At 70.6% G+C, this 24,954-nt stretch carries 24 protein-coding genes; 5 read left to right on the forward strand and 19 right to left on the reverse strand.

Annotated features, from left to right (window positions below):
- Nucleotides 1-11: 11 nt before the first annotated feature.
- From WMF11_RS50880 to WMF11_RS50950, 15 genes are all read right to left on the reverse strand, one after another.
- Complete coding sequence (locus tag WMF11_RS50880) at nucleotides 12-1,490, reverse strand: general secretion pathway protein GspK (RefSeq protein WP_437975912.1); 1,479 nt, start codon at nucleotides 1,488-1,490, stop codon at nucleotides 12-14.
- A gap of 3 nt (nucleotides 1,491-1,493) precedes the next feature.
- Complete coding sequence (locus WMF11_RS50885) at nucleotides 1,494-2,207, reverse strand: type II secretion system protein GspJ (protein ID WP_437975913.1); 714 nt, start codon at nucleotides 2,205-2,207, stop codon at nucleotides 1,494-1,496.
- Between the two features lie 2 nt (nucleotides 2,208-2,209).
- The gene (locus tag WMF11_RS50890) at nucleotides 2,210-2,869 is read right to left on the reverse strand and encodes a type IV pilus modification PilV family protein (protein WP_437906264.1); all 660 of its coding nucleotides are present in this window, start codon (nucleotides 2,867-2,869) and stop codon (nucleotides 2,210-2,212) included.
- A complete protein-coding gene (locus WMF11_RS50895; protein ID WP_437296927.1) occupies nucleotides 2,869-3,567 on the reverse strand; it encodes a pilus assembly FimT family protein in 699 nt (232 codons plus the stop codon). Before WMF11_RS50895 ends, WMF11_RS50890 begins: the two co-directional genes overlap by 1 nt.
- A 24-nt stretch (nucleotides 3,568-3,591) precedes the next feature.
- Nucleotides 3,592-4,041: a type II secretion system protein gene (locus WMF11_RS50900; RefSeq protein ID WP_437530284.1), complete on the reverse strand. Its 450-nt coding sequence runs from the start codon at nucleotides 4,039-4,041 to the stop codon at nucleotides 3,592-3,594.
- 3 nt (nucleotides 4,042-4,044) lie between these two features.
- Nucleotides 4,045-4,458, reverse strand: a complete 414-nt coding sequence (locus WMF11_RS50905) for a type II secretion system protein GspG (protein ID WP_437548200.1) — start codon at nucleotides 4,456-4,458, stop codon at nucleotides 4,045-4,047.
- A 6-nt stretch (nucleotides 4,459-4,464) separates the two neighbouring features.
- A complete protein-coding gene (gspF, locus tag WMF11_RS50910) occupies nucleotides 4,465-5,691 on the reverse strand; it encodes a type II secretion system inner membrane protein GspF (protein WP_437906265.1) in 1,227 nt (408 codons plus the stop codon).
- 8 nt (nucleotides 5,692-5,699) lie between these two features.
- Nucleotides 5,700-7,478 carry a type II secretion system ATPase GspE gene (gspE, locus tag WMF11_RS50915; protein ID WP_437975914.1) on the reverse strand — a complete coding sequence of 593 codons (1,779 nt, stop codon included), beginning with the start codon at nucleotides 7,476-7,478 and terminating at the stop codon, nucleotides 5,700-5,702.
- Nucleotides 7,475-10,069 (reverse strand): type II secretion system secretin GspD, encoded by a 2,595-nt coding sequence (gene gspD / locus WMF11_RS50920; protein WP_437906267.1) that lies wholly within the window; start codon nucleotides 10,067-10,069, stop codon nucleotides 7,475-7,477. The genes gspE and gspD overlap by 4 nt, the downstream gene beginning before the upstream one ends.
- A 50-nt stretch (nucleotides 10,070-10,119) precedes the next feature.
- Nucleotides 10,120-10,428, reverse strand: a complete 309-nt coding sequence (locus WMF11_RS50925; RefSeq protein WP_437906268.1) for a hypothetical protein — start codon at nucleotides 10,426-10,428, stop codon at nucleotides 10,120-10,122.
- Nucleotides 10,429-10,469: 41 nt separating this feature from the next.
- The gene (gspC, locus tag WMF11_RS50930) at nucleotides 10,470-11,453 is read right to left on the reverse strand and encodes a type II secretion system protein GspC (protein ID WP_437975915.1); all 984 of its coding nucleotides are present in this window, start codon (nucleotides 11,451-11,453) and stop codon (nucleotides 10,470-10,472) included.
- 205 nt (nucleotides 11,454-11,658) lie between these two features.
- The gene (locus tag WMF11_RS50935; protein ID WP_437548210.1) at nucleotides 11,659-13,065 is read right to left on the reverse strand and encodes a sigma-54-dependent transcriptional regulator; all 1,407 of its coding nucleotides are present in this window, start codon (nucleotides 13,063-13,065) and stop codon (nucleotides 11,659-11,661) included.
- Nucleotides 13,066-13,195: 130 nt separating this feature from the next.
- Nucleotides 13,196-13,762: an isochorismatase family protein gene (locus tag WMF11_RS50940; RefSeq protein ID WP_437975916.1), complete on the reverse strand. Its 567-nt coding sequence runs from the start codon at nucleotides 13,760-13,762 to the stop codon at nucleotides 13,196-13,198.
- A gap of 5 nt (nucleotides 13,763-13,767) precedes the next feature.
- Nucleotides 13,768-14,211 carry a hypothetical protein gene (locus WMF11_RS50945; RefSeq protein ID WP_012241832.1) on the reverse strand — a complete coding sequence of 148 codons (444 nt, stop codon included), beginning with the start codon at nucleotides 14,209-14,211 and terminating at the stop codon, nucleotides 13,768-13,770.
- 14 nt (nucleotides 14,212-14,225) lie between these two features.
- Nucleotides 14,226-14,609 (reverse strand): (2Fe-2S) ferredoxin domain-containing protein, encoded by a 384-nt coding sequence (locus tag WMF11_RS50950; RefSeq protein ID WP_437548215.1) that lies wholly within the window; start codon nucleotides 14,607-14,609, stop codon nucleotides 14,226-14,228.
- Between the two features lie 143 nt (nucleotides 14,610-14,752).
- On the opposite strand from WMF11_RS50950, the gene WMF11_RS50955 reads away from it, so the two are divergent.
- Nucleotides 14,753-16,168, forward strand: coding sequence for an AAA family ATPase (locus WMF11_RS50955; protein WP_437975917.1), 1,416 nt, complete (start codon nucleotides 14,753-14,755; stop codon nucleotides 16,166-16,168).
- A 50-nt stretch (nucleotides 16,169-16,218) separates the two neighbouring features.
- Nucleotides 16,219-16,821 (forward strand): hypothetical protein, encoded by a 603-nt coding sequence (locus tag WMF11_RS50960; protein WP_437975918.1) that lies wholly within the window; start codon nucleotides 16,219-16,221, stop codon nucleotides 16,819-16,821.
- A 39-nt stretch (nucleotides 16,822-16,860) separates the two neighbouring features.
- Here the strand turns inward: WMF11_RS50960 and WMF11_RS50965 are convergent, their stop codons facing one another.
- A complete protein-coding gene (locus WMF11_RS50965) occupies nucleotides 16,861-17,493 on the reverse strand; it encodes a hypothetical protein (protein WP_437975919.1) in 633 nt (210 codons plus the stop codon).
- A 116-nt stretch (nucleotides 17,494-17,609) separates the two neighbouring features.
- On the opposite strand from WMF11_RS50965, the gene WMF11_RS50970 reads away from it, so the two are divergent.
- Nucleotides 17,610-18,320, forward strand: a complete 711-nt coding sequence (locus tag WMF11_RS50970) for a TetR/AcrR family transcriptional regulator (RefSeq protein WP_437975920.1) — start codon at nucleotides 17,610-17,612, stop codon at nucleotides 18,318-18,320.
- A gap of 28 nt (nucleotides 18,321-18,348) precedes the next feature.
- On the opposite strand, the gene hisN is transcribed toward WMF11_RS50970, so the two are convergent.
- The 3 genes from hisN to WMF11_RS50985 form a co-directional block, all read right to left on the reverse strand.
- The gene (gene hisN / locus WMF11_RS50975) at nucleotides 18,349-19,146 is read right to left on the reverse strand and encodes a histidinol-phosphatase (protein ID WP_437975921.1); all 798 of its coding nucleotides are present in this window, start codon (nucleotides 19,144-19,146) and stop codon (nucleotides 18,349-18,351) included.
- Between the two features lie 118 nt (nucleotides 19,147-19,264).
- Nucleotides 19,265-20,263, reverse strand: coding sequence for an alpha/beta hydrolase (locus tag WMF11_RS50980; protein ID WP_437975922.1), 999 nt, complete (start codon nucleotides 20,261-20,263; stop codon nucleotides 19,265-19,267).
- Nucleotides 20,264-20,387: 124 nt separating this feature from the next.
- Nucleotides 20,388-21,473, reverse strand: coding sequence for a hypothetical protein (locus WMF11_RS50985; protein ID WP_437975923.1), 1,086 nt, complete (start codon nucleotides 21,471-21,473; stop codon nucleotides 20,388-20,390).
- A gap of 379 nt (nucleotides 21,474-21,852) precedes the next feature.
- Between WMF11_RS50985 and htpG the strand changes: the two genes are divergently transcribed.
- Together htpG and WMF11_RS50995 are read left to right on the forward strand one after the other, a co-directional pair.
- On the forward strand, nucleotides 21,853-23,859 hold the full coding sequence (gene htpG / locus WMF11_RS50990) for a molecular chaperone HtpG (RefSeq protein WP_437975924.1): 2,007 nt from the start codon (nucleotides 21,853-21,855) through the stop codon (nucleotides 23,857-23,859).
- Nucleotides 23,860-23,921: 62 nt separating this feature from the next.
- Nucleotides 23,922-24,944: a hypothetical protein gene (locus WMF11_RS50995; protein ID WP_437975925.1), complete on the forward strand. Its 1,023-nt coding sequence runs from the start codon at nucleotides 23,922-23,924 to the stop codon at nucleotides 24,942-24,944.
- Nucleotides 24,945-24,954 lie beyond the last annotated feature (10 nt).

Consider the following 24,954-nt stretch of genomic DNA (forward strand, 5'->3'; position numbering starts at 1 on the left):
GGAGGGGTGTCCTATTCGATGCGATAGTAGATGATCGTCCCGGCAGGGTTCGATCGCACCTGTTGTTCGTACGTTTCCGGCGTCGGAGGGGTGCTGGGCTGAGCGGGGTCCTTAAGATCCTTGGCCGGATCGTCGAGCTTCGTCGCCCCCGTGAGATCGACCACCGCATGGACGCGCACGCGCGTCTCACGCTTGTTCCCCGGGACGATGCCATCGGCGTAGATGCTCAGGAAGTTGGTCCTGTTGCCGAGGGACTTCGTGACGTTCGGCTTGAACTTCACCGCTTCCACGCCCATCGCCTTGAACTGCTGCCCGAGCATCCCCCCGAGCGAGCTGCCCGCCTTCTGGGTCATCGCATCGACATAATCTTTCGGGGTGGGGAAGAGCAGCCCCCCGGTCATGCTCTGCACGAGCGACGCCACGGTGAGGAACGCCGACTGCTGGTTCACGTCGCTGCAGAGCGTCGTCGTCGCGATATCCACGAAATCGGCGGTGCACGTGAGCCTGAGCAGCGTCAGCGCGTTCGCAGACGAGACGTTCACCTTCTGCTTCCGGCTGCCCCAGACGGTCAGGACCCTCTTGTCCGGGTTGCTCGGATCCGGGTCGACGAACGTCGCCCAGAAGTCGTCGTTCATGCCCCGGATCAGCCGCAGCTCGTCGACCGAGTCGAACGGTGCGTTCTTGCGCTGATAGGGGAGGCCGACCGTCTGGTAGAAGCTGTCCTCTGCGCCGGTGGAGCTCGGGGCGTTCGACGTCGCGTCGCAGGCGAACGTCTGGTCGCCGGGGTCGGCCCAGTCGATGAGCGCGCTGCAGATGGTCGCGCGGTCCGAGAACTGGCCGTCGCCGTCGCGCTCCTCGAAGAGCGTGTTGTACTGCGCGTCGCTCATCAGGCTGAGCAGCTGGTTCCCTACCGCGATCTGATCCGAGATACCCCCCACGTCGTCGGCGGCGCGGTTGACGTTGATCTTCGAGTCCTCGTCGACGATCTTGAGCTCGAAGCGGCCGCCGCCGGTGAGCCCCAGGTTCTTTCCCGTCGCGCTGCCCTCGCCCGCGGCCTCGGGGGGCGGCGCCGCGCTGCCCTCGCTCGCGGCGAGCTGCGCGTTGAAGGGGCCGAGGAACATGTCGGTGAACTTCCAGACCGGCACCTGGAACTTCCCCCTGATCCCGACGATCGCGAGCATCGGCCCGATCGTCGTGCTGACGCTCGGCTCGGAGGCGATGAGCATCCGCGACAGGTTCACGGCGCTCTTCGCGTAGTACTCGGCCCGGAGCGCGTCGCGATCGGCGAGCGCCGCGGAGAGCTCGGTCGAGGTCTCCTCCTGGAGCTCGGTCAGGAACACGGTGAGCACCGTGATCGCGCCGAGCACCATGACCAGCGCCACGCCGCGCCGGTCGCGCCGGCTCCGGAGGCGGCGGCGCGCGCGTGCGCGCCTGGAGCGCGGCCTCTCTGCGGCGCGATCCTCGGCGAGGGGGCTCCTGGGGCGGCTCATGGCTCAGTTGGCCCCGAAGGCGATGGGGACCTGCATCGGGAGCGGCACCTTCGACTCGAACTTGATCGGCTCCCCGCCGGGCCCGCCGTTCAGGACCAGCGTCACCCACACCTGCGAGGGGAGCCGGTCGAGCTGCGCCGCCGGCTGCGTCGAGTCCCACGAGTCGACCCACTCCCCGGTGATCGGGTCGAGGTACTGGAGATTGAAGCTCTCGATGTCCTCGGCGAGCACGTTGACGACTCCGCCCCTCGTCGGCTCGGTATCGATGGTCCTCGCCTCTCGCCGCACGAGATCGAGCCTGTCGCGCTCCGGGTCGCGCGCGCCGAAAAAGCCGATCTCGCACTGATCGGACTCGTGCGCGTTCCGGAGGAGCCTCCGGTGCGCGAACGCGGTGAAATCGACGCGGTCCGCAGGGGACGAGTCGTCCCCCGCGAAGGCGGTGAGCCGCACGACGATGTTCTTGTCGGCCGGCTGGTGCCTGGACAGGAAGGCCGTCTGGAGCTCGCGCGAGATGCGGGCGATCGCCGCGCGGCCCTGGTGGTAGCGGTCGCCCATCCGGGAGAGGCCCGAGCGCGCGCGGCTCATGCCGTCGAACGCGCCGTAGATGAGCGTCCCGATGAGCGCCAGGATGCCGACCGAGACGAGGACCTCGAGGAGGGTCACCGCGCGCGAGCGGCCGCGGCGCCTGCGGGGAGAGCTTGGCCTTCGCGTCGCCACGGTCAACTCCCTCCTCCCTGGCCGCCCGCACCCTCTTCGGGCTGGCCCATCTGGGGGATCGTCACCCACTGCACGAGCTCGAACGCGTGCTCCCGAGACCCTTGCTGCCAGGTCAGCTTGACCGTCACCCGCCGCGCGCTCGCCTCGAAGATGGGCTGGAGCGTCGGCGCGAGCATGTCGACGAACGGCTGCAGGAGCCCCGAGATCCCGCCGCCCGACTCGCCGCCCCCCGCGCCGCCGCCGACCAACGATTGCGCGAGATCGTTGATGTCGCCGCTCGGGGCCGCGGTGCCGCTCGACTCGCCCGGCTTGCCGAGCGCCCCGAGCCCCTCGAGGTTGGTGTCGAGGTCCAGATCGCCGTACTTGGGCTCGGGCATCTCGGGCTTCTCGATGCGCCAGCTGCACTTGATGTTCGGCGACTCGTCGCCCTCGCAGCACGGCCCGCTGTCGGCCTCGTCGAGCGCCGGCAGACCGTCCTTGGCGAGCCGCTCCTCGAGCTCGGTCATCTTGCAGCGCGCGAGCCCGTTCGCGAGGCTGAGGTTCCGCGCGTGCGCCGCGGCCGAGAAGGCGCCCGCCTGCGCGGAGAGGATCGCCGTCAGCCCGAGGCCGAGGATGGCGACCGCCACCATCACCTCGAGCAGGGTGAAGCCGCGGGCGCGCATCAGAGCCCCGTGTCCTCGCGCTCCGACGCCTCGGCGTCGTCGCGCGGCCTGGGCATGCTCGCCTTGCCCTTCCTGAGCTCCGTCTTGCCGGTCAGCGGCGAGACGAGCACCGTCATCACCGCGTCGTCGGTCTCCCCGCCGCCCAGGCTGAGCTGGATCGCGGCGTGCTCGGTCTGGCCTCCGGGCCAGAAGTAGAGATAGGCCCGCCCCTCGGTCACGGGCTCGTCCTGGTGTCCGGTCTCCACCTGGAGGAAGCGCACGCCGCTCGACAGCTCCTTGCCCGGCCTGTCCTTCTCGGGGTTGAAGCCGTACGCCTTCGCCGGCTCGAACGAGGGCCGCGGCGCGCGCGGCCCCTTCAGGATCGCCTCGGCCTCCGCCGTGGCCGCCTTCTCGGCCTCCGTCGCCGCGGCGGCGCCGCCGGCCCGGTCGTTCCGCTCGACGAGCAGCTCACCCGCGGATTCCTCGAGCACGATCATCCGCTCCTCGAAATCGAAGACGAGCCGCACCGGCTTCGACTTCGCGTTCGCGTGGGCGTACGCGACCCGGACGGCGCCCGCGAGCAGCGCCGCGCTCCGCTTCAGCCGCGCGCTCGTGACAGCGCCCATGCCGAGCATGACCGAGCCGCTGATGAGCGCGATCACCGTGACGGTGATCAGCACCTCGACCAGCGTGAGTCCCCTCGTGCGACGGCGTGCCATGGGCGCTCCTGCTCCCGCGCGGCGCTACATCTCCGCGATCTTGTTGAGATCCGACTGCTTCATGTCATCCCGGATGTCGTCCGGGGTGTTCTCTTTCTTGTCGTCGCCGGACGAGACGACATGGACGTCGTTGTTCTCGTCACACTTGATCTTGTAGGGCTGGCCCCAGGGATCGTCCGTCTTGTTGCCGTCGATCTGCTTCGCGCTGACCAGCGCCTGGATCGTCGGGCACCCTTCGCTGCCCGCCCCGAGCTGCTGGTACTGCTCGGCGGCGCTCTTGATGATCGTCGCCCCGGTATAGGCGCTCTTGACGCGCGACTGCTTGAGCTTCGGCCACACCACGAGCGTGGCGCCGCCGGCGATGATCGCCATGATCGTCACGACGATGAGCACCTCGACCAGGGTCACGCCCCGCGAGAGCTTCCGGCTCAGCCGTCGAATCCTTCTTGCGCTGCTTGCTCTGTTCGTCTCCATCTCTCACTCCACCCTGTCAAGGCCGCCTATTTCGCCGTCCGGTCCGTCGCTCAGGAGATCGTATCCGTCCGGATCCTTCCTTCCGGGACAGGTGAGCCGGAGCGGCCTGCCCCACGCGTCGACCGGGTCGATCGCGAGGTATCCCTCGCGCTTCAGCTCTTCCAGGGAACCCGGGCACCGCCGCTCGTGATCGGCGCGGTACAGGGTGATCGCCCCGTGGACGACGGACAACGTGGCGCGGGTCGATCGAATTCCCACGAGCCGGCGCTCGCGCGCGCCGAGGAGCAGCAGGAGGACCGCCATCGCGAGGCCCGCGGCGAAGGGCCTCGCCCGCGCCATGCCGGTCCGCCGGAAGAGCCCGCCGCCGCGCTCCCAGGGGAAGAAGATCGTGCTCTCTCGCTGCCTGCGCCGCCCCATAGCCACCTACCCGACGAAGCTCGACATCTGGATGAGCGGCATGAGGATGGATATCGCGATGAACGCGACCGCGCCGCCCATGATGACGATCATCAGCGGCTCGAGCAGGCTCGTGAGCACCTGGACGCGGGTCTCCACGGCGGAGTCGTAGGCATTGGCGACGTTCTCCAGCATCGCCTCCAGCTGCCCGCTCTTCTCGCCGATGGCGATCATGTGGGTGACGATCGGCGGGAACCGGCCGCTCCGCTTCAGCGGCTCGGCGATGCTCTGGCCCTCGCGGATCGACGCGATGGCGTCGACGATGACCTTCTCCAGGGCCGCGTTGCCGAGCACGCTCCGCACGATATCCATCGCGCTGAGGAGCGCGACGCCCGACGACAGCAGGGTCGCGAGGGTCCGCGAGAAGCGCGCGATGGACAGCATCTGGATGAGCTTGCCGAAGATGGGCGCCCGCAGCACGAACGTATCCCACGAGAGGCGGCCCTTCGGCGTCCGCACCCAGCGGCGGAACCCGTACACCGCGCCCACGAGCGCGAGGAGGACGAGCCACCAGTAGCTCGAGGCGAACGCCGACGTGCCGATGAGCGCCGCCGTGTACCAGGGCAGCGCCTGGTCCATGGACGCGAAGATGCCGGTCACGTTCGGCACGACCGCGATCATGAGGACCGAGATGAGCCCGATGCCGATGAGCGCCATCAGCGCGGGGTAGGCGAGGGCGGCGGTCACCTTGCCCACGAGCTTCGCCTGGTTCTCCATGAAGACGGTCAGGCGGGTCAGCACGCCCTCGAGCGTGCCGGACGCCTCGCCGGCGCGCACCATGCTCACGTAGAGCGGCGGGAAGACCGAGGGGTGCGCCTCGAGGGCCTTGGCGAAGCTCGTGCCCTCGCGCACCTGCTCGCGCACCTGCGTGAGCACCTTCTTCAGCGACTCCTTCTCGACCTGCTCGATGAGCGCGTTGAGCGACTCGAAGAGCGGGATGCCAGCGCCGATGAGCGTCGCGAGCTGGCGGGTCATCACGGCGACGTCCGACGTCGAGGGGCGGCCCGCGAAGGCGAAGATCTTGAGATCGCGCTTCGCCTTCGCCTTCGCGGCCTGCTCCTCGGTCGCGCCGGTGAGCATGATGCCGTCCTTGCGCAGGGCGGCACGGAGGGCCTTCGCGTTCTCCGCGTCGCGGACCCCTTTGACCGGCTTGCCGGTGCCGACGAGGATGCCTTTGTATTCGAATACCGCCACGGCCTTCCCTACTCGTCGACGATGACGTCTTCCTGCGTCGCCGCGAGGACCTCCTCGACGGTGGTGATGCCCTTGAGCACCTTGCGCGCCCCGTCATCCCGGAGCGTATCCATCCCCTGGGAGATGGCGACCCGCTTGATGGTCTGCGCGTCCGCGCTCTTCAGGATGTGCGGACCCACGGCGTCGTCGACGACCATCAGCTCATAGATGCCCCGCCGGCCGACGAAGCCCTTCTGGTTGCAGGCATCGCAGCCCCCGGGCTTGTAGAACACGGCCCGGTCGAGGTCCTGACCGATGTAGTCGTATTTCTGTCCGTGCACGCTGTAGCGGTTCGAGAGCTTTCGCCGCGCCTTCCAGGCGAGCCGGTCCTCGTCGAGGCCGAGCTGCTGCAGCTCGTAATCGGAGGGCCGGTAGGGGACCTTGCACGCCGGGCACAGCAGGCGCACGAGGCGCTGGGCGAGGATGCCGATCACGCTGCTCCGCACGAGGAACGGCTCGATCTCCATCTCGACGAGGCGGGTCACGGCGGCGGCCGCGTCGTTCGTGTGGAGGGTCGAGAGCACCAGGTGGCCGGTCAGCGACGCGTGGATGGCGATCTCGGCGGTCTCCTTGTCGCGGATCTCGCCGACCATGATCACGTCCGGATCCTGGCGGAGGAACGCGCGGAGCGCCGAGGCGAAGGTGAGCCCGATCCCGGGGTGGACGTGGATCTGGTGGATGCCGCCGATCTCGTACTCGACCGGGTCCTCGGCCGTGAGGATGTTCCGGCTGGGCTCGTTGATCCGGTTGAGGCAGGCGTAGAGCGTCGTCGTCTTGCCGCTGCCGGTCGGGCCGGTGACGAGGATGATGCCGTCTGGCCGCTGGATGAGCGCGTCCATGATGGCGTACTCGCGCGGCGCGAAGCCGAGGTCGTCGAGCCCGAGCAGGACCGACGCCTTGTGCAGGATGCGCATCACGATCCGCTCGAAGCCGCGGCTCGTCGGCACGGTCGAGACGCGGATGTCGACGCTCTTGCCCGCGATCTTCAGCGTGATGCGGCCGTCCTGCGGGAGCCGCTTCTCGGCGATGTTGAGCGCCGCCATGATCTTCACGCGGGCGATGATCGGCGCCATGAACTGCTTCGAGGCGCGCTTCGCGACGTAGAGCTCGCCGTCGATCCGGTAGCGGACGACGACGTCGCGCTCCTCGGGCTCGATGTGGATGTCGCTCGCCCGCTCGCGGACCGCCTGCGCGAAGAGGCCGTTGACCCAGGCGATGATCGGGGCGTCGTCGTCCGAGTCGATGATGTCGACGAGGTTGTCCTCCTCGAGCGCCGTGTCGCCCTCGAGCTTCGCGCCGCCGTCCTCCTTGCGCTCCCAGATGCGGTTGATCGCGTTCAGCACCGCGTCGCTCGTGGCGACCGCGATCTCGACGGGCTTGCCGAACAGCGCCCGCACGTCGTCGATCGCCGTCGTGTCGAGCGGGTCGGCGACGGCGCAGTAGACGACCCCGTCGTGCTCGGCGAGCGGCAGGATCTTGTGCTGCTTGGCGTAGGTGATCGGCACGCGGCTCGCGAGCTCGAGCGGCACCGCGTCGATGTCGATGCGCGGGAGGAGGCCGACCTCGCACTCCTCGGCGAGCGCCTTGGCGATGCTCGCCTCGTCGGCGATGTTGGACGAGACGATGAGGTCCACGAGCGGCTGACCGCGCTCGCGGACGGTGTCGTAGAGCGGCGCGAGCCGCTCCGCGGGGACGACGCCCCGCCGGATCAGGATCTCGCCGAGGTACTGCTGCTGCTGCAGGCTCATTCCACGCGCTCCATCTGCCGTCCGCCGCCCGGCGGCCGCCGCGTGGGCCGCGGCGGCGGGGCGCCGTTCGGCGGCGGCGGCAGCTGGGCCGGCTCGCCCTCCATGTCGGCCATGCCGGGCTGCATGTGCACGGCGCCGGTGGCCTTGCCGCCGAACGTCGGCAGGCCGACCGGGTCCACCGGCACGTGCTCGCGCGGCCCCTTCGGGCGCGCCTCCTCCTCGAGGCGCGCCCGCTCCTCCTCGGCCAGCATCGACTGGCGGATGTCCTCGAGGAGCCCGTTCGCGCGGCCGAAGTCGCGCGGCGGCTCCCACGCGGCGCTCTCGCTGAAGACGAAGTAACGGTCGATGAACTCCTGCCGCTCCTGCATCTTGCGCTCGAAGATGGTCCGCAGGTCGTCCTGGTCGCGGATCACGTAGGGCGTCAGCACGAGGAGGAGGTTCGTCTTCGTCTTGGTCTTGACCCGCTGCCGGAAGAGGAACCCGAGCACCGGGATGTCGCCCAGCACGGGGATCTTCGTCTCCGAGGTGGTCATGCCGTCGCGCATGAGGCCGCCGATCACGACCGTCTGCTGGTCCCGGACGACGAGCGTGGTGCTCGCGGTGCGCTTGTTGATGGGGATCGCGCCGAGCGCGCCCTCGAGGGGGGCGCCGGCGTCGGAGATCTCCTCGGAGAGCTCCAGCCGCACCTGGTCCGAGTCGTTGACGTGGGGGACGACCTTGATCTTCGTGCCGACGTCCTGGCGCGCGGCGGTGCCGCCGCCGAGGCCGCCGAGGCCGCCGAGCAGGCCGCCGAGGCCGGCGAGCCCGCCCGCCGCGGCGCCCGCGCCGCCGGCCAGGCTCGCGAGCTGGTTGAGCCCGCCGCCGCCCACGTTGGTCTGGAGCGGGATGTTCTGGCCGATCGAGATCTCGGCCGCCACGTTGTCGGTCGCGAGGATGTGCGGCGTCGCGAGGACGTTGGAGTCGCCGTCCTGGGCCAGCGCGTGCAGGACGACGCCGAACGCGGGGATCGAGATGCCCGTCCCGAGGATGTTGTTCGAGCCCGTGATCGCGGGGCCCTTGATGCCCAGCGCGAGCGCGCCGAGCTGCGCCGGCAGGCCGATGACGGACTGGCGGATGTTGTTGCCGCCGTAGACGACGCTGTCGTCCGCGTTGAGGCCGTCGAACGGCGCGCCGGCGTGGTAGCCGATGCCGAAATCGAGCGAGCGGCTGACGTTCACGTCCATGATCACCGCCTCGATGAACACCTGCCGCCGGGGCTCGTCGAGCTGGTCGATCACGGCGCGCAGCTGGGCGTAGTCGTGGGGCGACGACGTGATGAGGAGCTTGTTGCTCGCCTCGTCGCAGGTGACCTTGACCTGCCCCTCGAAGATGTCGTCCGTCGAGCCCGGCACCGCCTGGGCGGCGCGCGCGCCCGGCCTGCCGCCCACGGGCGCGCCGCCGCCGCTCCCGCCGCCGAGGACCTGGTTCAGCGTCGCCGACAGCTCCTTGCATCCGGCGTGCTGCAGCGAGAGCACGTGGACCTGCCCCTCGCCCGTCTGCGCCACGTCGAGGCGCTTCAGGATGCCGAGGACGCGCAGGTAGTCCGGCTCGGTGGCGGTGATGATGAGGGAGTTGGTCCTGTCGTCCGCGATGATGCGGGCGCCGGTGCCGCCGGCGCCGCCCCTGCCGGGCCTGCCGCCGCCCGCCGCGCCCCTGCTCGGGTCGACGATCTCGTTCAGCTTGGTCGCGACCTCCGCCGCGGAGCCGTAATGAACGGGCTGCACCCAGAGCTGATCGCCGGCGCCGCCGACGTCGATCTCCTCGACGATCCGGAGCATGCGCTGGATGTTCGACCCGGTGTCCGTGATGATGAGCAGGTTGCCGGGCGGGTAGACGGTGACGTCGCCGTCCTTCGATTTGAACTTGCTCAGGACGCCGCCCGCGTCGTTGGCGTCGATATGGGACAGCCGGTACATGCGGGTGACGAACCGGTCCTCCGCGGGCACGGGCGCGGCGGCGCCGAACACGGGGGTCGTCTCGGACACCGCGCCCGGCGTCTCCACGATCTTGAGGAAGCGGCCGTGGGGGATGACGGTGAGATCGTTCGAGGCGAGGATCGACAGGAACGCGCTGTACGCCTCGGCGACGGTCACCTTCTCCGGCGCGTACACCGTGGCCTTGATCTGCCGGAGCTTGCCGCCGTAGATGAAGCGGCGCCCGGTGATGTTGCTGATTGCCTTCACGAGCTCGGGGAGGTCGGCCTCGTCGAGGTTGAAGCTGACCTTGTAGCCGCCGGGCTTCGGCTTGAACTCGATCTCCTGGACCCCTTGCTTGACCGCGGCGAGCGGGTCGTCCCCGGCGTCGCCCGGGGCGCCTGGCGCGGCTGCGCCCGGCGCGCCAGCTGCTGGCGGAGCGCCCGCGGCCGGGGCGGCCGGCGCGGGGCGGGCGGGCGGCGGCTGGACCTGGCCGGGGGTCCGCAGCACGGGGGCGCCGCGGTTCGCGGGCTGCGCTGCGGCGGGCGGCGCCGCGGCGGCGAGCACGAGCGCCGCCACCGGCGCGGCGAGGAGCCTCCTCCGGAGGCAGCAGGATCGCTCGAGGGTCGTCATCACCATCAGTCGACTCGATATTCTCTGCGTTGGTTGGTGGGGGGAGGCGGCGCCGCTCAGTCGGCGTTCGGCGCGTTCTGCGCGCTTTCGCGCGCGGCCGGCGAGGGGGGCCGCGGCCGCTTCGAGCGAGAGGTCTTGCCCAGGGCGGTCTTGCTCGCGCCGGCGGAGGCCTCGCTGTCGGCCTCCTCGGTCGCGTCCGTCGCGGACTCTTTGTCGTGGGGCGGCAGGACGGCCTTGGCGACCGACACGAGGATGAGGCTCATGACCCCGACGAACGTGAGCGAGCCGAGGACGAACGTGCCGATCACCATCAGCGTCCGCCGGAGGAGGCTCCCCTCGTTCAGCGTCCCTATCCATCGCGCCATGCCGCTACCCTGCTTTCGTCCCTGGATTCAGTCCGGAGCGCTCACTTGATGTTGAAGTCGATGTTCATCGGCTTGCCCTTGCGGTTGATGCTCACCGTGAGCCGGTCCGCCGTCCGGAGCCGCGCGTAGGCCTCGAGGGCCTTCTGCGGATCGCTCATCTCAAACCCGTTGATGCTGGACAGCCGATCTCCGTTCTCCAGCCCGAGCGTCCCCAGCAGAGAGTCAGGGCGAATCCCGAAGAGACGGATGCCCACCACCTTGTCTCCCTCCTTCTCGGGGACGATACGCGCGGAGCGCATCAGCTCGCCCTGGTTCTCCAGGATGTGGTCGACGGCGCTGCGCTCCACGTTGAACTCGTTCTCGCTCACGCGCTGGATCTTCGAGGCGATCTCCGGCGGGATCTTCTTGCCGCCGCGGGGTGGGGCCTTCCCCGCCGCGGCCGTCGACGTCGTCGGGGGCGCCGGCGCCGGCGTGGCGCTGGCGCGGGCGACGGCGTGGTTGCTGCCCACGACGGCCTGGCAACGCGAGCTGCCGGACGTCAGCCAAACCCGATCCCACCCCACGTAGTAAACGGTCTGCCCGCTGATCTCATCCCCTTGCCGGCGCAAGATCGCCTTGCCGTCCGAGCCGGCCATGGCCGCGAACGACCACGCGGGATCCTCGGCCTGGGTGATGAGCAGGACGCGGGCGCCGTCGCAGGAGGGGTCCGCGTACGGGTCCTTGTTGGGCAGCTCGTGCGGGACGCTCGGGATCTCGACCGGCTTGCCGTCGAGCGGCCCCGTCACCGAGTCGAACGGGTTGCGCGAGAGGATCGCCGCGGCGCTCGTCGCGTGGTCCGTGTTGCTCGCGGCCGACCCGAACGACGCCGGGCGCGTCGGAGGGCTCGGCGGCGCCGGCGGGGCGTCGATGGCGACGCTGGAGACCACCAGCTGGCCCATGCCCGACGCCTGGAAGTAGGCGGCGAGCGCGATCAGCGCGCCCAGCACCCAGGGAAAATACCGCTTCAGGATCGCGTCGATGCCCATGCGCCCATCCTCCTCTAGGCGAGTTTCATGCCAGCGGTCAATCGCCGGTGGTTTCCCGCGTCTTCACGAAATTTCGGAAGCTGTCCCGCCAAGGTGACGCACCCCAGCCGCGTCGGACGGCCTTCGTTGCCAAAGTGACAAATGGATCTTCGCGGGGCGCCGGCGCACGGGAGCGCGCCGTGTCCGCGGGACGGCGCGCGCGGCGTCACTCCAGCTCGCCGAGCTTTCGGTAGATGGTGCGCGTGGAGATGCCGAGCAACTGCGCGGCCACGGATTTGTCCCCGCGGGCGTGGCGGAGCGTCTCGCGGATGAGCCTGCGCTCGACCTCGTCGAGGGGCGTTCCGACCGAGAAGGTGAGCGAGCTCGGCTCGGCGGGGGCGGCCTCGCGGATGAAGTCGGGCAGGTCGTCGACGGAGAGCTGGTCGCCGCGGCAGAGGACCACGGCGCGCTCGATCACGTTCTCGAGCTCGCGGACGTTGCCCGGCCACGTGTAGTCGGTCAGGCGCGCGAGCACGTCGCGCGGCGCCTCCAGGCGGGGGCGGTTGTTCTTCGTGCAGTAGACGCCGAGGAAGTGGTCGACGAGGAGCGGGATGTCCTCGCGGCGGGTCCGGAGCGGGGGCGCCGTGATCGCGATCACGTTGAGCCGGTAGAACAGGTCCTCGCGGAAGCGGCCCGCGGCGACCTCGGCGCGGAGGTCCTTGTTGGTGGCCGCGACCAGGCGCACGTCGGCGCGCACCGTGTCTCCGCCGACGGGCTCGTACTCGCCCTCCTGCAGCACGCGGAGGAGCTTCACCTGCACGGCGGGCGAGAGCTCGCCGATCTCGTCGAGGAACAGCGTGCCCCCGGCCGCCTTGGCGAAGCGGCCGTCGCGCTTCGCGAGGGCGCCGGTGAACGCGCCGCGCTCGTGGCCGAAGAGCTCGGCCTCGAGGATGGTCTCCGGGATGGCCGCGCAGTTGACCGCGACGAACGGCCCCCGCGATCGCGCGCTGCGCTCGTGGATGAAGCGCGCGAGCAGCTCCTTGCCGGTGCCGCTCTCGCCGAGCACGAGCACCGTGGCGCTCGAGGGCGCCGCCTGGGTCGCGATGTCGAGCACGCGGCGGAGCGTCGGGCTCGATCCGACGATCTCGCGCTTCGTGAGCAGCTTGATCTCCTGCCGGAGCGAGCGGTTCTCGGCGACGAGCGACTGGCGCTCGGCCGCCTTGCGCACGCTCTTGATGATCGTCATCCGCTTGAGCGGCTTCTCCACGAAGTCGTAGGCGCCCTCGCGCATGGCCTGGACCGCGGTCTCCACGGTCCCGTAGGCGGTCATCATCACGACCTCGGTGTCGGGCGCGAGCTGCTTCAGCGCGCGGAGCAGCTCGAGGCCGCTGACCCCCGGCATCATCAGGTCGGTCAGGACGACCTCGACGCGGCGGCTGCGCACGATCTCCAGCGCCGCCTTCGCGCTGTCCGCCGTGATGACGCGCATGCCGTCGCGCTGGAAGATCTTCTCGATGGAGGCGACGTTCGACGGCTCGTCGTCGACCACGAGGACCGTCGGCGCGCCGGGCGGCGGCGCAGCGGGGCCAGCAGGCGGCGCGCTCGAGGGGACTTGTGCCAGATCGTCAGCCATGCGCCACTGTGTCACAGACGTCAGCGGCATGTCCAGGAGAGCACGGGTCTGACAAAGTCCGAGCCGGCGCCTGACAAACTGACATGCCGACCTGGTCCCCGCGCGCCGCCCGCGAAGATCGCGGGATCGGTCAGCGGATGAGCTTCGACAGCTGCTTGAAGTCGTCCGTCCCGGCGATCTTGAGCCAGTCGAAGACGACGGTCTCCGCGGTGGTGATGGTGGCTCCTGCGGCGCGGCAGAGATCGAGGCCGGCGAGCCGGTGGTCGTCGCGGCGGGAGGCGACGCCGTCGAGCGGCACCTGGACGAGGACGCCGCGCGCGGCCAGGTCGCGCACGGTCTGGAAGACGCAGACGTGCGCCTCCACGCCGACGACGATGGCGGCGCGGGGCGCGCGCCCGGTCGTCGTGCGCAAGGCGCGCTCGAACTCGGCCGAGCCGCAGGCGGAGAACTCCATCTTGGGGAGGACGGGCGCGCCCGCCTGGGCGAGCCGCTCGGCGATGGGCGCGACGGTCCGGCCGAGGCCCGCGGGGTACTGCTCGGTCGCGATGACCGCCGCGCCGAGGCGCCGCGCCGCCTCGATCAGCACCGTGGCCGCGCGGGTGAGCGCGTCCAGCTGGGGCGCCGGCATCGCGGCGGCGAGCTTCTCCTGGACGTCGATGACGATGACCGCGCTGTCTGCGGGCTCGATCCTTTGCATGGTGGCTACCTCGTGGCCCGGAAGCTCCGCAGGAACCGGAGCAGGTCGCTCCGCAGGTCGAAGCGGAGGAGCGCCTCGCCGATCAGGGCGCCGCCGTCACCGACGAGGACGCCGGGCAGGACGGTCATCGACGTCATGAGGTCGCCGGGGCGCACGGTCTTCCGGCCGGCGAACGCGCAGCGGCGGCCGTCGTTGGCGGTGAACTCGAAGGAGTAGGGCAGGGTGCCGGTGCGCACGACGTCGAGGCCGAGCCGCCCGGAGAGGTAGCGGTGGTCGGCGAAGCCCTCGGCGTCGATCTCGCCCTCGATCTCGACCTCGGGCTTGCGCAGGAAGTCGAGGAGGCCGCGCGAGCGCGCGCGGATCGTGAACGACATGGGCCGCTCGTCGGACGGCGAGTCGACCAGGTGGAAGCTCCCGGCCATGGTCTCGCAGAACTCGAAGCCGCGCATCACGCCTCCGCCCATCACGCCTGCGGGGGCGCGCCCCGGGGTGGCGACGGCAGCGGCGGGGCGGCCGTCGCCTCCGTGAAGTCCTCGGGCGGGAGCACGAGCCGCTCGACCCGGCGGCCCGAGGCGAGGGCGTCGACGATCTCCGGGACGTCGGCGGGGGTCACGCGGCCGTAGAAGTAGCCGTCCGGCTCCACGGCGATGACGGGGCCCGCCCAGCAGACGTCGAGGCAGCTCGCGGAGCAGGCGCGCGCCTCGACCTTCGCGAGGCCCCGCTCGGCGAGCGCGGCCTTGAGCTGCACGTGGATGCCCTCGGCGCCGCGCTGAGCGCAGGAGCCCTTGGGAACGCCGTCCGGGCGACGGTTGACGCAGACGAAGAGGTAGCGCTTTCGCTGGGGCACGAGGCGGATCCTCGTGCGTCGCGGGGGCCAGGTCAAGGTGGGGGCGGGGGCGGTGGACGCCGCCGGTGCGTGAACTGCGCGCTCAACGACGGCGGGCGCTGGACAGGCGTGGACGCCAGGTGGATAGGGTAAGGGAAGAGACGATGCTGCGAGCGCTGCACATCAAGGACGTGGGGCCGGCGGCCCGCTTCGACCTGGAGCTGGGCGAGCGCCTCAATGTGCTCACCGGCGACAACGGGCTTGGGAAGAGCTTCGTGTTGGAGGTGGCCTGGTGGGCGCTTACCGGGACCTGGCTCGACCGGCCGGTGCTGCCGCAGTATGGACGAGAGGAGAGTGCGGCCATCACCGGCGAGCTCTGCTACAAACTCAAGCGGAATCGTGGAGAGCACGCTCCGCGCGAGGACGACTACACCTTCGAGGCGAAGTTCAACCGGATCGCGCAGGGGTGGGATTTCGTGCCTTCGAGGCGGAGTCTCCCGGAGGACGGCTGGGTCTCTTCGCACCGGGGCCTCGACGTGGCAGTCAAGCTGGAGCTGGCCCGCCCGGTCCTCTACGTAGGCGTCAACGGAGCGCTCTCGCTCTGGGATCCCGCACGCGTTCAGCCGCGCGAAGAGGCTCACGGTCGGCGCATCGCTTCGGCGCAGGCCTATCACTTCAGCCAGCAGGAACTCTGGAATGGCCTGGAACGCGAGGGGAAGACGCTTTGCAACGGGCTCATCCACGACTGGGTGACCTGGCAGCTCGAGGCGGAGGCTGGCCACGGGGCGGAGCAGCCTTTCGACCTGCTCCGCCTCGTGCTGCAGCTCCTCTCGCACCCTGACGAGCCGATGATTCCCGGCAAGCCCGTGCGGCTCTACCTCGACGACGTCCGCCGGATTCCTACCATCGACCTGCCTTACGCGGCCGGTGTGCCCGTCGTCCACGCCTCCGCTGGGATGCGGCAGATCCTTAGCCTGTCGTATCTGATCGTGTGGGCCTGGACCGAGCACGTTCGAGCCTCGCGGATCATTGGCTGGCCACCGGCAGACCGCATGGTGCTCCTGGTCGAGGAACCGGAAGTGCACCTGCATCCGAAGTGGCAGCGGCACATCGTCCCCGCGCTCCTGCAGGTGTTGTCCGGGCTAAAGCCCGTCGCCGAGCAGACACAAGCCGGCCCGCTGGATCAGACGCCGGCGATGCGGCCCCAGGTGCTGCTCACGACCCACGCACCCCTCGTGCTCGCCTCGCTGGAGCCGCACTTCGATGGCACATGGGACAAGCTGTTCACCTTCGAGCTGAAGGAAGGCCGCAACGTCGAGCTCGAGGAGCGACCGTGGACCAAGTACGGCGACGCGGTCGGGTGGTTGACCTCGGAGGTGTTCGATCTCCCTGAAGCCCGTTCACCCGAGGCAGAGCGAGCCATCGCCGCAGCCTACGACTTCATGGCCGGCCGTCATGAACGCCTGCCGGAGCACCTGAACACGGGCGCTGCCATCCATGCCGAGCTCCAGCGCGTGCTGGCCGATCAGGATCCCTTCTGGCCGCAGTGGTTGTTTGCGCGCCAGGGGCTGAAGCAGTGATCCGCGTAGACCGTAAACCGCTCTCTCCTGAGGCGCGGCACAGGTACGAGGTGAAGGTGCTCGGACCTGGCCTGGCGTGGCTGGATGCACATCCGCCGCCTCGGGCGAGCACCCCAGAAGCTCCGCGGAAGCAAGAGCGGCCGCCCGATCACTGGCGCGAGATCCGTGAAGAGCTGGCGGCCGCGTTTCACGAGCGCTGCGCGTACACCGCGATGTGGCTGTCCTATCCCGGGCAGGTCGATCACTTCGTGTCAATCGATGAGGATCGCGCGAGGGCCTATGAGTGGGACAACTTCCGTTATTGTGCCGGTTGGTTCAACAGCAGCAAGCAAGGGATCCGTTCGTCCCGGATCCTTGATCCGCTCGAGATCGAGGACGACTGGTTCGAGATCAGCCTTCCCAGCCTGGAGCTGGGGGTGACCGATCGCTGTCCGGAGCCCTTGCGCGAGCGCGCGGAGTTCATGCTCGATCGCCTCCATCTCCGCAAAGGACCGCAGGTCATCCGCTACCGACGGCAGTTCTACCAGCAATACCGTCCTGGAGACCCGCGGACACTGGAGCTGCTCGACCAGTGGGCTCCGCTGATCGCGCGCGCCATCCGGAAACAGGAAGCACAGCACGCCGCCGCTGGAACGGTGCCGCCACGACCTTGACGAGGCGCTGGGAGGGCTGCGCTATCGTGCAGCTTGCGCTTAGGCCCCCGCTTCCGCGGCGCTGCGCGCGCGGTGCCGGCGCAGCGCGAGGTTCACGATCCCGATCGGCGCCACGACGAGCACGGTCGCGAATCCGAGGACGCCCACCACGAGCCCCGCGAGGCTCGCGAGCGCGAGCCAGAGCACGTCGAGCGCCGCCGGGCTGGAACCGGACGAAGAAGGTTCATCGACGCGCATCTCCCTGCGCAGCTCGCCGACCTCTCGATCGAGCAGCTCCTCGAACGGACGGCTATACAGGCTCTCGCTGCGCCGGCCGCGGAAGAACGCGCGGACCGTCCGGCGCGGGGCCGAGAGCAGCCCCGCGAAGAGGCCGCCCAGGTTGAGCTGCCAGGCCGCCACGAAGCCCTTGCAGCCGGCGCCGAGCTCCCAGGCCGCGATCTCGAACTCGCCGATCGCGTTCGTGTCGTAGCCCGTCAGCACGTGGTGCAGGTCGTGGTAACGCACGGCGCGCACGCGCGCCCGCGTGTTCGGGAACGGGACGGGGAGCGGACCGAGCTTGAAGTCGACCCACGCGTCGCCGTAGCCGCCGTCCGCGCCGAAGCGGTTCACCTCGAAGTAGAGCGCCCGCGCCTCCCGCATCGTGAGGCCTTCGTCGTAATGCACCAGAGCCATGGCACCACCCTCGTTCGATGACTTCAGTCACTGACCATGGTCATTCTTCGTGCTCGTTCTGTCAAGGAGATCGCCGCTTGACGGGGAGGCGTCCGCGGCAACAGAGTTCTCGGTCGATGAGCAAGGTCATTCCAGGCGCGACGAAACGCCGGAAGCGAGCCGCGGCGCCGCGAGCTCCGGTCACGCCGGCGCCGAGCGCGCCGGCGCCGAGCGCGCCGGCGCCCGAGCGCGGCGGGCGCGCCCAGCAGAAGCTCGACACCCGGCGGCGGATCCGGGACGCTGCGTGGGCGCTCTTCACCGAGCTCGGGTACGACGACACGACGACCAAGGCGGTGGCGGAGCGCGCGGAGGTCGCGACGGGGACGGTGTTCGTGCACGCGCGCGACAAGCCCGACCTGCTCATGATGGTGATGCACGACCGGCTCGCGGCCGCTGTCGACGCGGCGTTCGAGGCGCTGCCGCGCAAAGAGCCCCTGCTCGCCCAGCTGCTCCACGTCTTCCAGCGGCTGTTCGCGATGTACGGCGAGCAGCCGCTCGTGTCGCAGGCGTTCGTGAAGGCCTTCCCCGGCGCGTCGGGTCCGAACGGAGAGCGGCTGAACGCGCTCACGTTCGCGTTCCTGCACCGCGTCGCGGGCCTCGTGCGCGACGCGCAGGCGCGCGGCGAGGTCGCGGGCGACATCGACCCGCTCGCCGCGGCGCACAACATCTTCGCCCTCTACTTCGCGGCGCTCCTGTCCTGGCTCAGCGGCTTCGTGACGCTCACCGCGGCGCTCGATCCCGTGCTAAGGAGCTCCCTCACCCTCCAGTTCCGAGGGCTCCGGGCGTGAGGCGCCGCCGCTCCAACGTCGGCGCGCGTCAGCGCGCGCCGTGCCGGGGATCGCCGGCGCGGAGCGCGGCGAGCACCTCGGCGTGGGTGCGCGGGTCGCCGGCGGCCACCACGTCACCGGCGCTCGCGGCGTCGAGCGGGCGCCCTTCCCAGTCCGTCATGACCCCTCCGGCGCCGGTGATCACCGGGACGAGCGCCGCGAAATCGTGGAGCTTGAGGCCGTACTCGACGACCACGTCGATGCTGCCGCTCGCCACGAGGCCATACTGGTAACAATCGCCGCCGTAGCTCACGAGCTTGGCCCGGGACGCGACCTCCCCGAAGGCGCTGGCCTTCGCCGGGGGGAAGTACTGCGGGCCCGTGGTGGAGAGGCGCGCGAGCGGCAGCCCCGCGCACGCGCGGACGCGCGCCGGCGCGCCGTTCCAGAGCGTCGGGCGGCCCAGGACGCCGAGCCAGCGATCGCCGAGGACGGGCTGATCGATGACGCCGAGCACCGGTCGGCCCCGGTGCAGCAGCGCGATGAGCGTGCCGAAGAGCGGCTTGCCCGTGATGAACGCCTTCGTCCCGTCGATGGGATCGAGCACCCACACGAGCTCCGCCCCCTCGTTCTGGCGGCCAAACTCCTCTCCCACGATCCCGTGGCCCGGCGCGCGCGCGGCAAGGAGCTCGCGTATCGCCGCCTCGGCCTCGCGGTCGGCGACCGTGACAGGGCTCGCGTCCGCCTTGTCGTCGGCCTCGATGCCCTTGCGAAAATAGCGCCGGATCACGGCGCCGCTGGCGTCCGCGAGCCGCTCTGCCAGCTCGACCAGGTCCTGGGAAGGGGTCATCGTCTCCTCCGTGGGCCCTCGAGGCGAGCCTCACCGCGCGATCCCCTACGCGCGCCGCCCGCTCACGGCAACCACCTCGCCTCGCGGCGCCCCGGAGCGAGCTCCGCATTCTGCCGCATCAGGCCGCGTCGCCCGCGGGGGCGCCCGATGACAGGCTCGCTCGGAGATACGAGCCCAGCGTGTCCGTGCCCCGCGCGCCCTCCGGGTGGAAGTCGGCCAGCACCGGCCCGTTGTGGGGCATGTCCCGCAGCACGTCGAGCGTGACGTCGACGCCCGCCTCGCGGGCGCGCCGCGCGAGCTCCTGGCCCTCGTCGTGGAGGCGCTCGGCGTCGCCGACCTGGATGAACAGCGAGGCCAGCCCCTCCAGACGCGCGTGGAGCGGCGACAGCCGGGGATCGTCCAGCGGGGTCGCGCCCGCGAAATCGCGCGCCTGGCGCAGGAGACCCTCCCGGGTACCGTAATCGGTCGCGTCGTTCGCGCGCGCCGAGGCGCTGCTCGAGGTGAGGTCGAGCCAGGGGGAGATGAGCGCGGCGCAGCGCGCCTGCGCGCCGCGGTCGCGGAGCGCCAGCTGCGTGACGAGCGCGAGGTTGCCGCCCGCGGAGTCGCCGGCGAGCGCGATCTCCCCCGGCGCATGGCCGCGCTCGACCAGCGCATCCACGGCCGCGAGCGCGTCCTCGAGCTGCGCGGGGTAGCGGTGCTCCGGCGCGAGCCGGTAGTCGATGCCCACGACGCGGGCGCCGCTCGCCAGCGCGAGCCGCGCCATGAGGTCCGCGTGCGTCCTCGTGGAGCCGAACAGGTACGAGCCGCCGTGGAGGTAGAGGACGACGCCCCGCGACGCCGCGCCCGGAGGCTCGAACCAGACCGCGGGGACGCCCTTCAACGTGTCGCCCGTGCGCTTCACGCGCCGGACGGCCTTCTGGGAGTACGGGCGCGCGTCGAGCTCGGCCCTGACCTCTGAATAGGGCCGGTCGAACAGCTCGATGAAATCGCGGCGGAGAAAGCGGACCACGCACTCGAAGCCGAAGCCCCAGCTCGGGCGCGCGGGCCCCCGGCGGGCGCGTTCGGTCGTGGTCTCCACGAACGCGAGGCCGAACCTCTTCATCAGGCGAAGCATCATGGCGGACATGGTAGCGGACGCCTCCCGCGACCGCGGCGGCCTGTGCCCGCGCCGGTCCGAGCGCCGCGCCGTCGCCCCTCTCGGCGAGGTGCGCCGCGGCGCGCGCCAGCGCTCGCGGCGCGCGTCAGCGCTTCTTCCGCGGATCACCCCGGAGGATGGGATACGCCATCAGCAGGCTCAGCCAGACCACCAGGAACTTCGGGTCGGTCAGCGTCTCGAACGGGATCTCGAAGCGCTCGTTCGCTGTCGCGGCCTCCACCTTGCGCTGCTGCGCCTGCGCCACCGCGGGGCTCACGACCTCGATCCGCCTCCCGCCGCTGACGGCGCCCGTGCCGCCGGCCGCGGGCATCTTCGGCAGCAGGGTCCCCTCGGCGATCGCCTTCTCCTCGGGCGTCCGCCCCGTCCTGAGATCCGGGTCGATGAGCACCACCGCCGGCTCGAGCCCCTCGGGGTGCTCGGCGCCGGACGGCTCCGCGGTCGCGATCTGCGCGTCCTCTTTCTCCGGTCGATCCACCGGGACGTAGCGCGGCGCGACCTCGCCCGGCCTGCGATCGCGGAGCTCGACGGTCACCTGGGTCGGGACGTACACGCGCTGCACCTCCTCGAGCGGGACCACGGTGTCCTTGGCGGAGGCCGGCGGCCCGCCCGCGAGCTCGGGCACCTTCGCGCGCGCCGCGTCGATCGCCGCCTGCTCCGCGGCCATCGCGGCCTTGCAGCTCGGAAGGGACGGATCGAAGTCGAGGCCGACGGCGCTGGCGCCCCCCTTCCTCCGCTCCTGGGGCGGCGTGCACTCCTCGTGGATGCGCCCCGCGACTTCGTCGTCCTCCCGGTGCAGGAGCGCGAGCGGGAGCTCCTTGCGATCGTCGATGCCGTTCGCGACCTCCGGCCGGGCCACGAAGCGGTAGCGCACGCGGAGCGCGAGGGTGCGGTGCCCCGCGGCGTCGACGACGGTCACGGCCTCCTTGGCGAAGCTGTCCGTGGTCGCGCCCTGGACCTCGCGCCGGCTCACCATCACCCGGGACTTCCGCAGCCCCGTGAACACCGATCGCGTCTGCGTCCGCACGCGCTCGAGGATCTTGAAATCGCTCGTCCCGGTCGGGACGTAGACATAGCCGTCGAACTGGAGCACGGCGGGCGGACGCTTCACGTCCTGCTCGGCCGCCTTGCCCCGATCGCCGCACCCCGCGAGCGCCAGCACCCCGGCCAGCACGCCGGTTGCCGGGAGAACACGGAGTACTGCACGGAGAAGTGCTACCACAACAGATCTCCACGACGGCGAGGGTGCAACGCCGGTGAATCTAGCTCCGGCGACCTGATGAAGAAACCCTTACCCACCGGAAAAGCCGGGCAAGCATGCGGGGATCGCGCACAGCGACCTGAACGTGACGACCCGGCGCGCAGATCCCGACCTCGACGCAGGCGCCGGCCCACGGCCTGGTGAGCCCCTCACCTGGGCCGGGGGCGCCGCGGCGGCGGGGCCCCGAGCTGGCCGCGGAGCGCGCTCGGAGCGAGGCGACACACCGCGGCGCGCTCCGGGGACGCCCCGTGGCGCTCCGCGCGCGCCGGGGGATTGCCCTTTCGAAAATCGGATGCATTTGGTCGCCGACATGAACACGGAAAGCCCGAACCCCGAAACCAGCGGTTCCACGCCCTCTGCCGACCCTTCGGGTGCGGCCCCGGGCCCGGAGACGCCCGCGTCGACCCCGTCCGAGGAGGCCAAGGCCGCCGGCGCGGTCGAGCTCCCCTTCCAGGCCGAGGTGCAGCAGGTCCTCGCGCTGGTCATCAACTCGCTCTACGCGAACCAGGAGGTCTTCCTCCGCGAGCTCATCTCGAACGCGTCGGACGCGCTCGACAAGGCCCGCTTCCTGGCCCTCACGCGCGAGGGCGTCGCTGAACAATCCGGCGAGCCCGCGATCCTCATCACGCTCGACGACGAGGCCCGGACCCTCACCATCGAGGACAACGGCATCGGGATGACCCGGGACGAGGTGGTGCAGAACCTCGGCACCATCGCCCGCTCGGGGTCGCTGGAGTTCCTGAAGGCCAACGCCGAGGCCGCCAAGCAGAAGAAGGAGGGCGGCAAGCTCCAGCTCATCGGCCAGTTCGGCGTCGGCTTCTACGCCGCGTTCATGGTCGCCTCGCGCGTCGACGTGCAGACCCGCTCGATGCTGCCGGGCGCGGAGCCCGTCCTGTGGCGCTCGTCCGGCGCGGGCTCCTTCACCGTCGCCCCCGGCGATCGCGAGCACCCGGGCACGAAGATCGTCCTCCACCTCAAGGACGACGCGCGCGAGTACACGAAGGTGTGGCGGATCAAGGAGATCATCCGTAAGTACTCGGATTTCGTTCATTTCCCCATCAAGGTGAACGACGAGGTCGCGAACCGCTCGGCCGCGCTCTGGACGCTGCCCAAGTCGCAGATCACCGAGGAGCAGCACGCGGAGTTCTTCCGGCACGTGACCGGCGGCCACGAGGGGGAGAAGCCGCTGCTCACCGTGCACCTGTCGATCGACGCGCCCGTGCAGTTCCACGCCCTGCTCTACGTGCCCGAGAAGGCGCCGGCGGACATGTTCCACAAGGACCGCAGGGGCGTGCGCCTCTACGCGAAGCGCGTCCTCATCGTCGAGGACTGCGACAAGCTGACGCCGATGTACCTGCGCTTCCTGCGCGGCGTCGTCGACTCCGAGGACCTCTCGCTGAACGTCTCTCGCGAGATGCTCCAGGAGAACCGCACGCTCTCCCAGATCGAGCAGCAGATCGTCAAGCAGGTGCTCAAGTCGCTCAAGGACCTCTCCGAGTCGGAGCCCGAGCGCTACGCGGCCTTCTGGAAGGAGTTCGGCCGGGTCATCAAGGAGGGGGTCACCAACGACTGGAAGAACAAGGACGCGATCGCCGAGCTCTGCCGGTTCGAGTCGATGAACACGGAGGCCGGCAAGGTCATCTCGCTCCGCGACTACGTGGCGAAGATGCCGGAGGCGCAGAAGGAGATCTATTACGTGACGGGGCTCGGCCGCCACGCGGTCGAGCAGAGCCCGCACCTCGAGGCGTTCCGGAAGCGCGGCTACGACGTGCTGTTCCTCGTGGATCCGGTCGACGAGTGGTTCGTGCAGTCGCTGAACGAGTTCGACAAGCGCCGCCTCAAGAGCGTGATGCACGGCGATGTCGACCTCGGCGCCGAGCCGGAGAAGAAGGACGAGCCGGAGGCGTCGGTGGACGCGGCCGTGGCGGCGGTCAAGGCGGCGCTGGGCGAGCGGGTGAAGGACGTGCGCGTCTCGCGGCGCCTGACCGACAGCGCGAGCTGCCTCGTCGCCGCCGAGGGGGACCCAGGGGCGAACTTCGAGCGGATCATGAAGCTCATCGACCAGAATACCGGGGAATCCAAGCGGATCCTGGAGCTCAACCCGGGCCACCCGGTGGTGAAGAACCTCAACGTCCTGGCGGGGCGCGAGCCCGGCTCGGAGCGGGTGAAGCAGTGGTCCGAGCTCCTCCTCGACCAGGCCCTCCTCGTCGAGGGCGTGGTGCAGGAGCCGGCGAAGCTCGTCCGGCGCATCCAGGACCTGCTCGCGCAGGTCAGCTCCGCCGCCGTAAGTCAGCCCTGACGAGCCGCGGTTTCTTGGCCGGGGTCGAACGTCGGTGATAGGCGCGGGACGAGGTCGCCAGGATGTCCCGCATCGCAACACCGGCGCTCGGCCGCCGGGCCTTTCTTCGTGCGCTCGGCGCGGCGGGCGGCGCCCTGGCCGCGCCGGGGCTCTGGGCGCCGGCGCCGGCGCTCGCCAGGGCGGCCTCCAGGGTGAGGGCCGTCGAGGCGTCGGACATCGGCGTGACGCTGAAGATCGAGCTGTCGAACGCGCCGTTTCCCTGCGACGGGGCTCCCTACCAGGACGCCACGGCGATGGTCTTCGTGCCGGCCCATTACCGCGCGCCGGAGAGCGATGAGCTCGACCTCGTGATCCACTTCCACGGCCACGTCACGACCGCGGAGCGGGCCATCGCGGCGCACAAGCTCCGCGAGCAGCTCCACGAGAGCAAGCAGAACGCGGTGCTCGTGGTGCCGCAGTGCGCGGTGAACGCGGCGGAGTCGCCCCCGGGCAAGCTGGGGCAGAAGGGCGGCCTCCGGCGGCTGTGCGGCGAGCTCGCGTCGGTGCTCGCGAGCCCCTCGGCGCGGCGGGCGCTCGGCGATCGCGCCATCCCGCGGAAGGCGAAGCTCGGGACGCTCTGCCTGTCGGCGCACTCGGGCGGATACCGCGTCGCGGCCGCGTGCCTGCGCCACGGCGGCTGCGAGGTGAACGAGGTGTACCTGTTCGACGCGCTGTACGGCGAGGTCGACGCGTTCCGCGACTGGGTGCTCGAGCGGAAGGGCCGCTCGGGGCGGGAACGGCACAAGCTCATCAGCCATTTCGTCGCGGGCGACGTGCGGCGGCTCAACCTCGAGCTCGCGCGCGCGCTCGAGGCGCAAGGCGTCGCCTGCCTGCACGAGCGCCGCCCGGGCGAGCTCACGCGCAAGCAGCTCCTCGACGGCCGCGCCATCTTCATCCAGGTCCCGCTCGCGCACAGCGCGGTGACCTTCGAGCAGAACGCGTTCCGCGACTGCCTGTTCGCGTCGGGCCTTCGCCGGCAGCTCCGATCCAGCTGGTTCAAGGAGAAGGACGAGCCGCGCCGGATCGACGTGCGGCGCGGGTCCTGACGTCGTCCCG

It is taken from the genome of Sorangium sp. So ce295 (genome assembly GCF_051527405.1).
GTDB lineage: Bacteria > Myxococcota_A > Polyangia > Polyangiales > Polyangiaceae > Sorangium > Sorangium cellulosum_B.

What these genes read in the sequence shown, in the direction of transcription:
- WMF11_RS50880 (WP_437975912.1), bottom strand. Translation starts at nt 1,490, where the DNA reads ATGAGCCGCCCCAGGAGCCCCCTCGCCGAGGATCGCGCCGCAGAGAGG.
- WMF11_RS50980 (WP_437975922.1), bottom strand. Translation starts at nt 20,263, where the DNA reads ATGATGCTTCGCCTGATGAAGAGGTTCGGCCTCGCGTTCGTGGAGACC.
- WMF11_RS50890 (WP_437906264.1), bottom strand. Translation starts at nt 2,869, where the DNA reads ATGCGCGCCCGCGGCTTCACCCTGCTCGAGGTGATGGTGGCGGTCGCC.
- WMF11_RS50995 (WP_437975925.1), top strand. Translation starts at nt 23,922, where the DNA reads ATGTCCCGCATCGCAACACCGGCGCTCGGCCGCCGGGCCTTTCTTCGT.
- WMF11_RS50925 (WP_437906268.1), bottom strand. Translation starts at nt 10,428, where the DNA reads ATGGCGCGATGGATAGGGACGCTGAACGAGGGGAGCCTCCTCCGGCGG.
- WMF11_RS50935 (WP_437548210.1), bottom strand. Translation starts at nt 13,065, where the DNA reads ATGGCTGACGATCTGGCACAAGTCCCCTCGAGCGCGCCGCCTGCTGGC.
- hisN (WP_437975921.1), bottom strand. Translation starts at nt 19,146, where the DNA reads ATGACCCCTTCCCAGGACCTGGTCGAGCTGGCAGAGCGGCTCGCGGAC.
- WMF11_RS50955 (WP_437975917.1), top strand. Translation starts at nt 14,753, where the DNA reads ATGCTGCGAGCGCTGCACATCAAGGACGTGGGGCCGGCGGCCCGCTTC.
- WMF11_RS50905 (WP_437548200.1), bottom strand. Translation starts at nt 4,458, where the DNA reads ATGGGGCGGCGCAGGCAGCGAGAGAGCACGATCTTCTTCCCCTGGGAG.
- WMF11_RS50895 (WP_437296927.1), bottom strand. Translation starts at nt 3,567, where the DNA reads ATGGCACGCCGTCGCACGAGGGGACTCACGCTGGTCGAGGTGCTGATC.
- WMF11_RS50940 (WP_437975916.1), bottom strand. Translation starts at nt 13,762, where the DNA reads ATGCAAAGGATCGAGCCCGCAGACAGCGCGGTCATCGTCATCGACGTC.
- WMF11_RS50965 (WP_437975919.1), bottom strand. Translation starts at nt 17,493, where the DNA reads ATGGCTCTGGTGCATTACGACGAAGGCCTCACGATGCGGGAGGCGCGG.
- WMF11_RS50945 (WP_012241832.1), bottom strand. Translation starts at nt 14,211, where the DNA reads ATGCGCGGCTTCGAGTTCTGCGAGACCATGGCCGGGAGCTTCCACCTG.
- WMF11_RS50970 (WP_437975920.1), top strand. Translation starts at nt 17,610, where the DNA reads ATGAGCAAGGTCATTCCAGGCGCGACGAAACGCCGGAAGCGAGCCGCG.
- gspC (WP_437975915.1), bottom strand. Translation starts at nt 11,453, where the DNA reads ATGGGCATCGACGCGATCCTGAAGCGGTATTTTCCCTGGGTGCTGGGC.
- gspD (WP_437906267.1), bottom strand. Translation starts at nt 10,069, where the DNA reads ATGGTGATGACGACCCTCGAGCGATCCTGCTGCCTCCGGAGGAGGCTC.
- htpG (WP_437975924.1), top strand. Translation starts at nt 21,853, where the DNA reads ATGCATTTGGTCGCCGACATGAACACGGAAAGCCCGAACCCCGAAACC.
- WMF11_RS50900 (WP_437530284.1), bottom strand. Translation starts at nt 4,041, where the DNA reads ATGGAGACGAACAGAGCAAGCAGCGCAAGAAGGATTCGACGGCTGAGC.
- gspE (WP_437975914.1), bottom strand. Translation starts at nt 7,478, where the DNA reads ATGAGCCTGCAGCAGCAGCAGTACCTCGGCGAGATCCTGATCCGGCGG.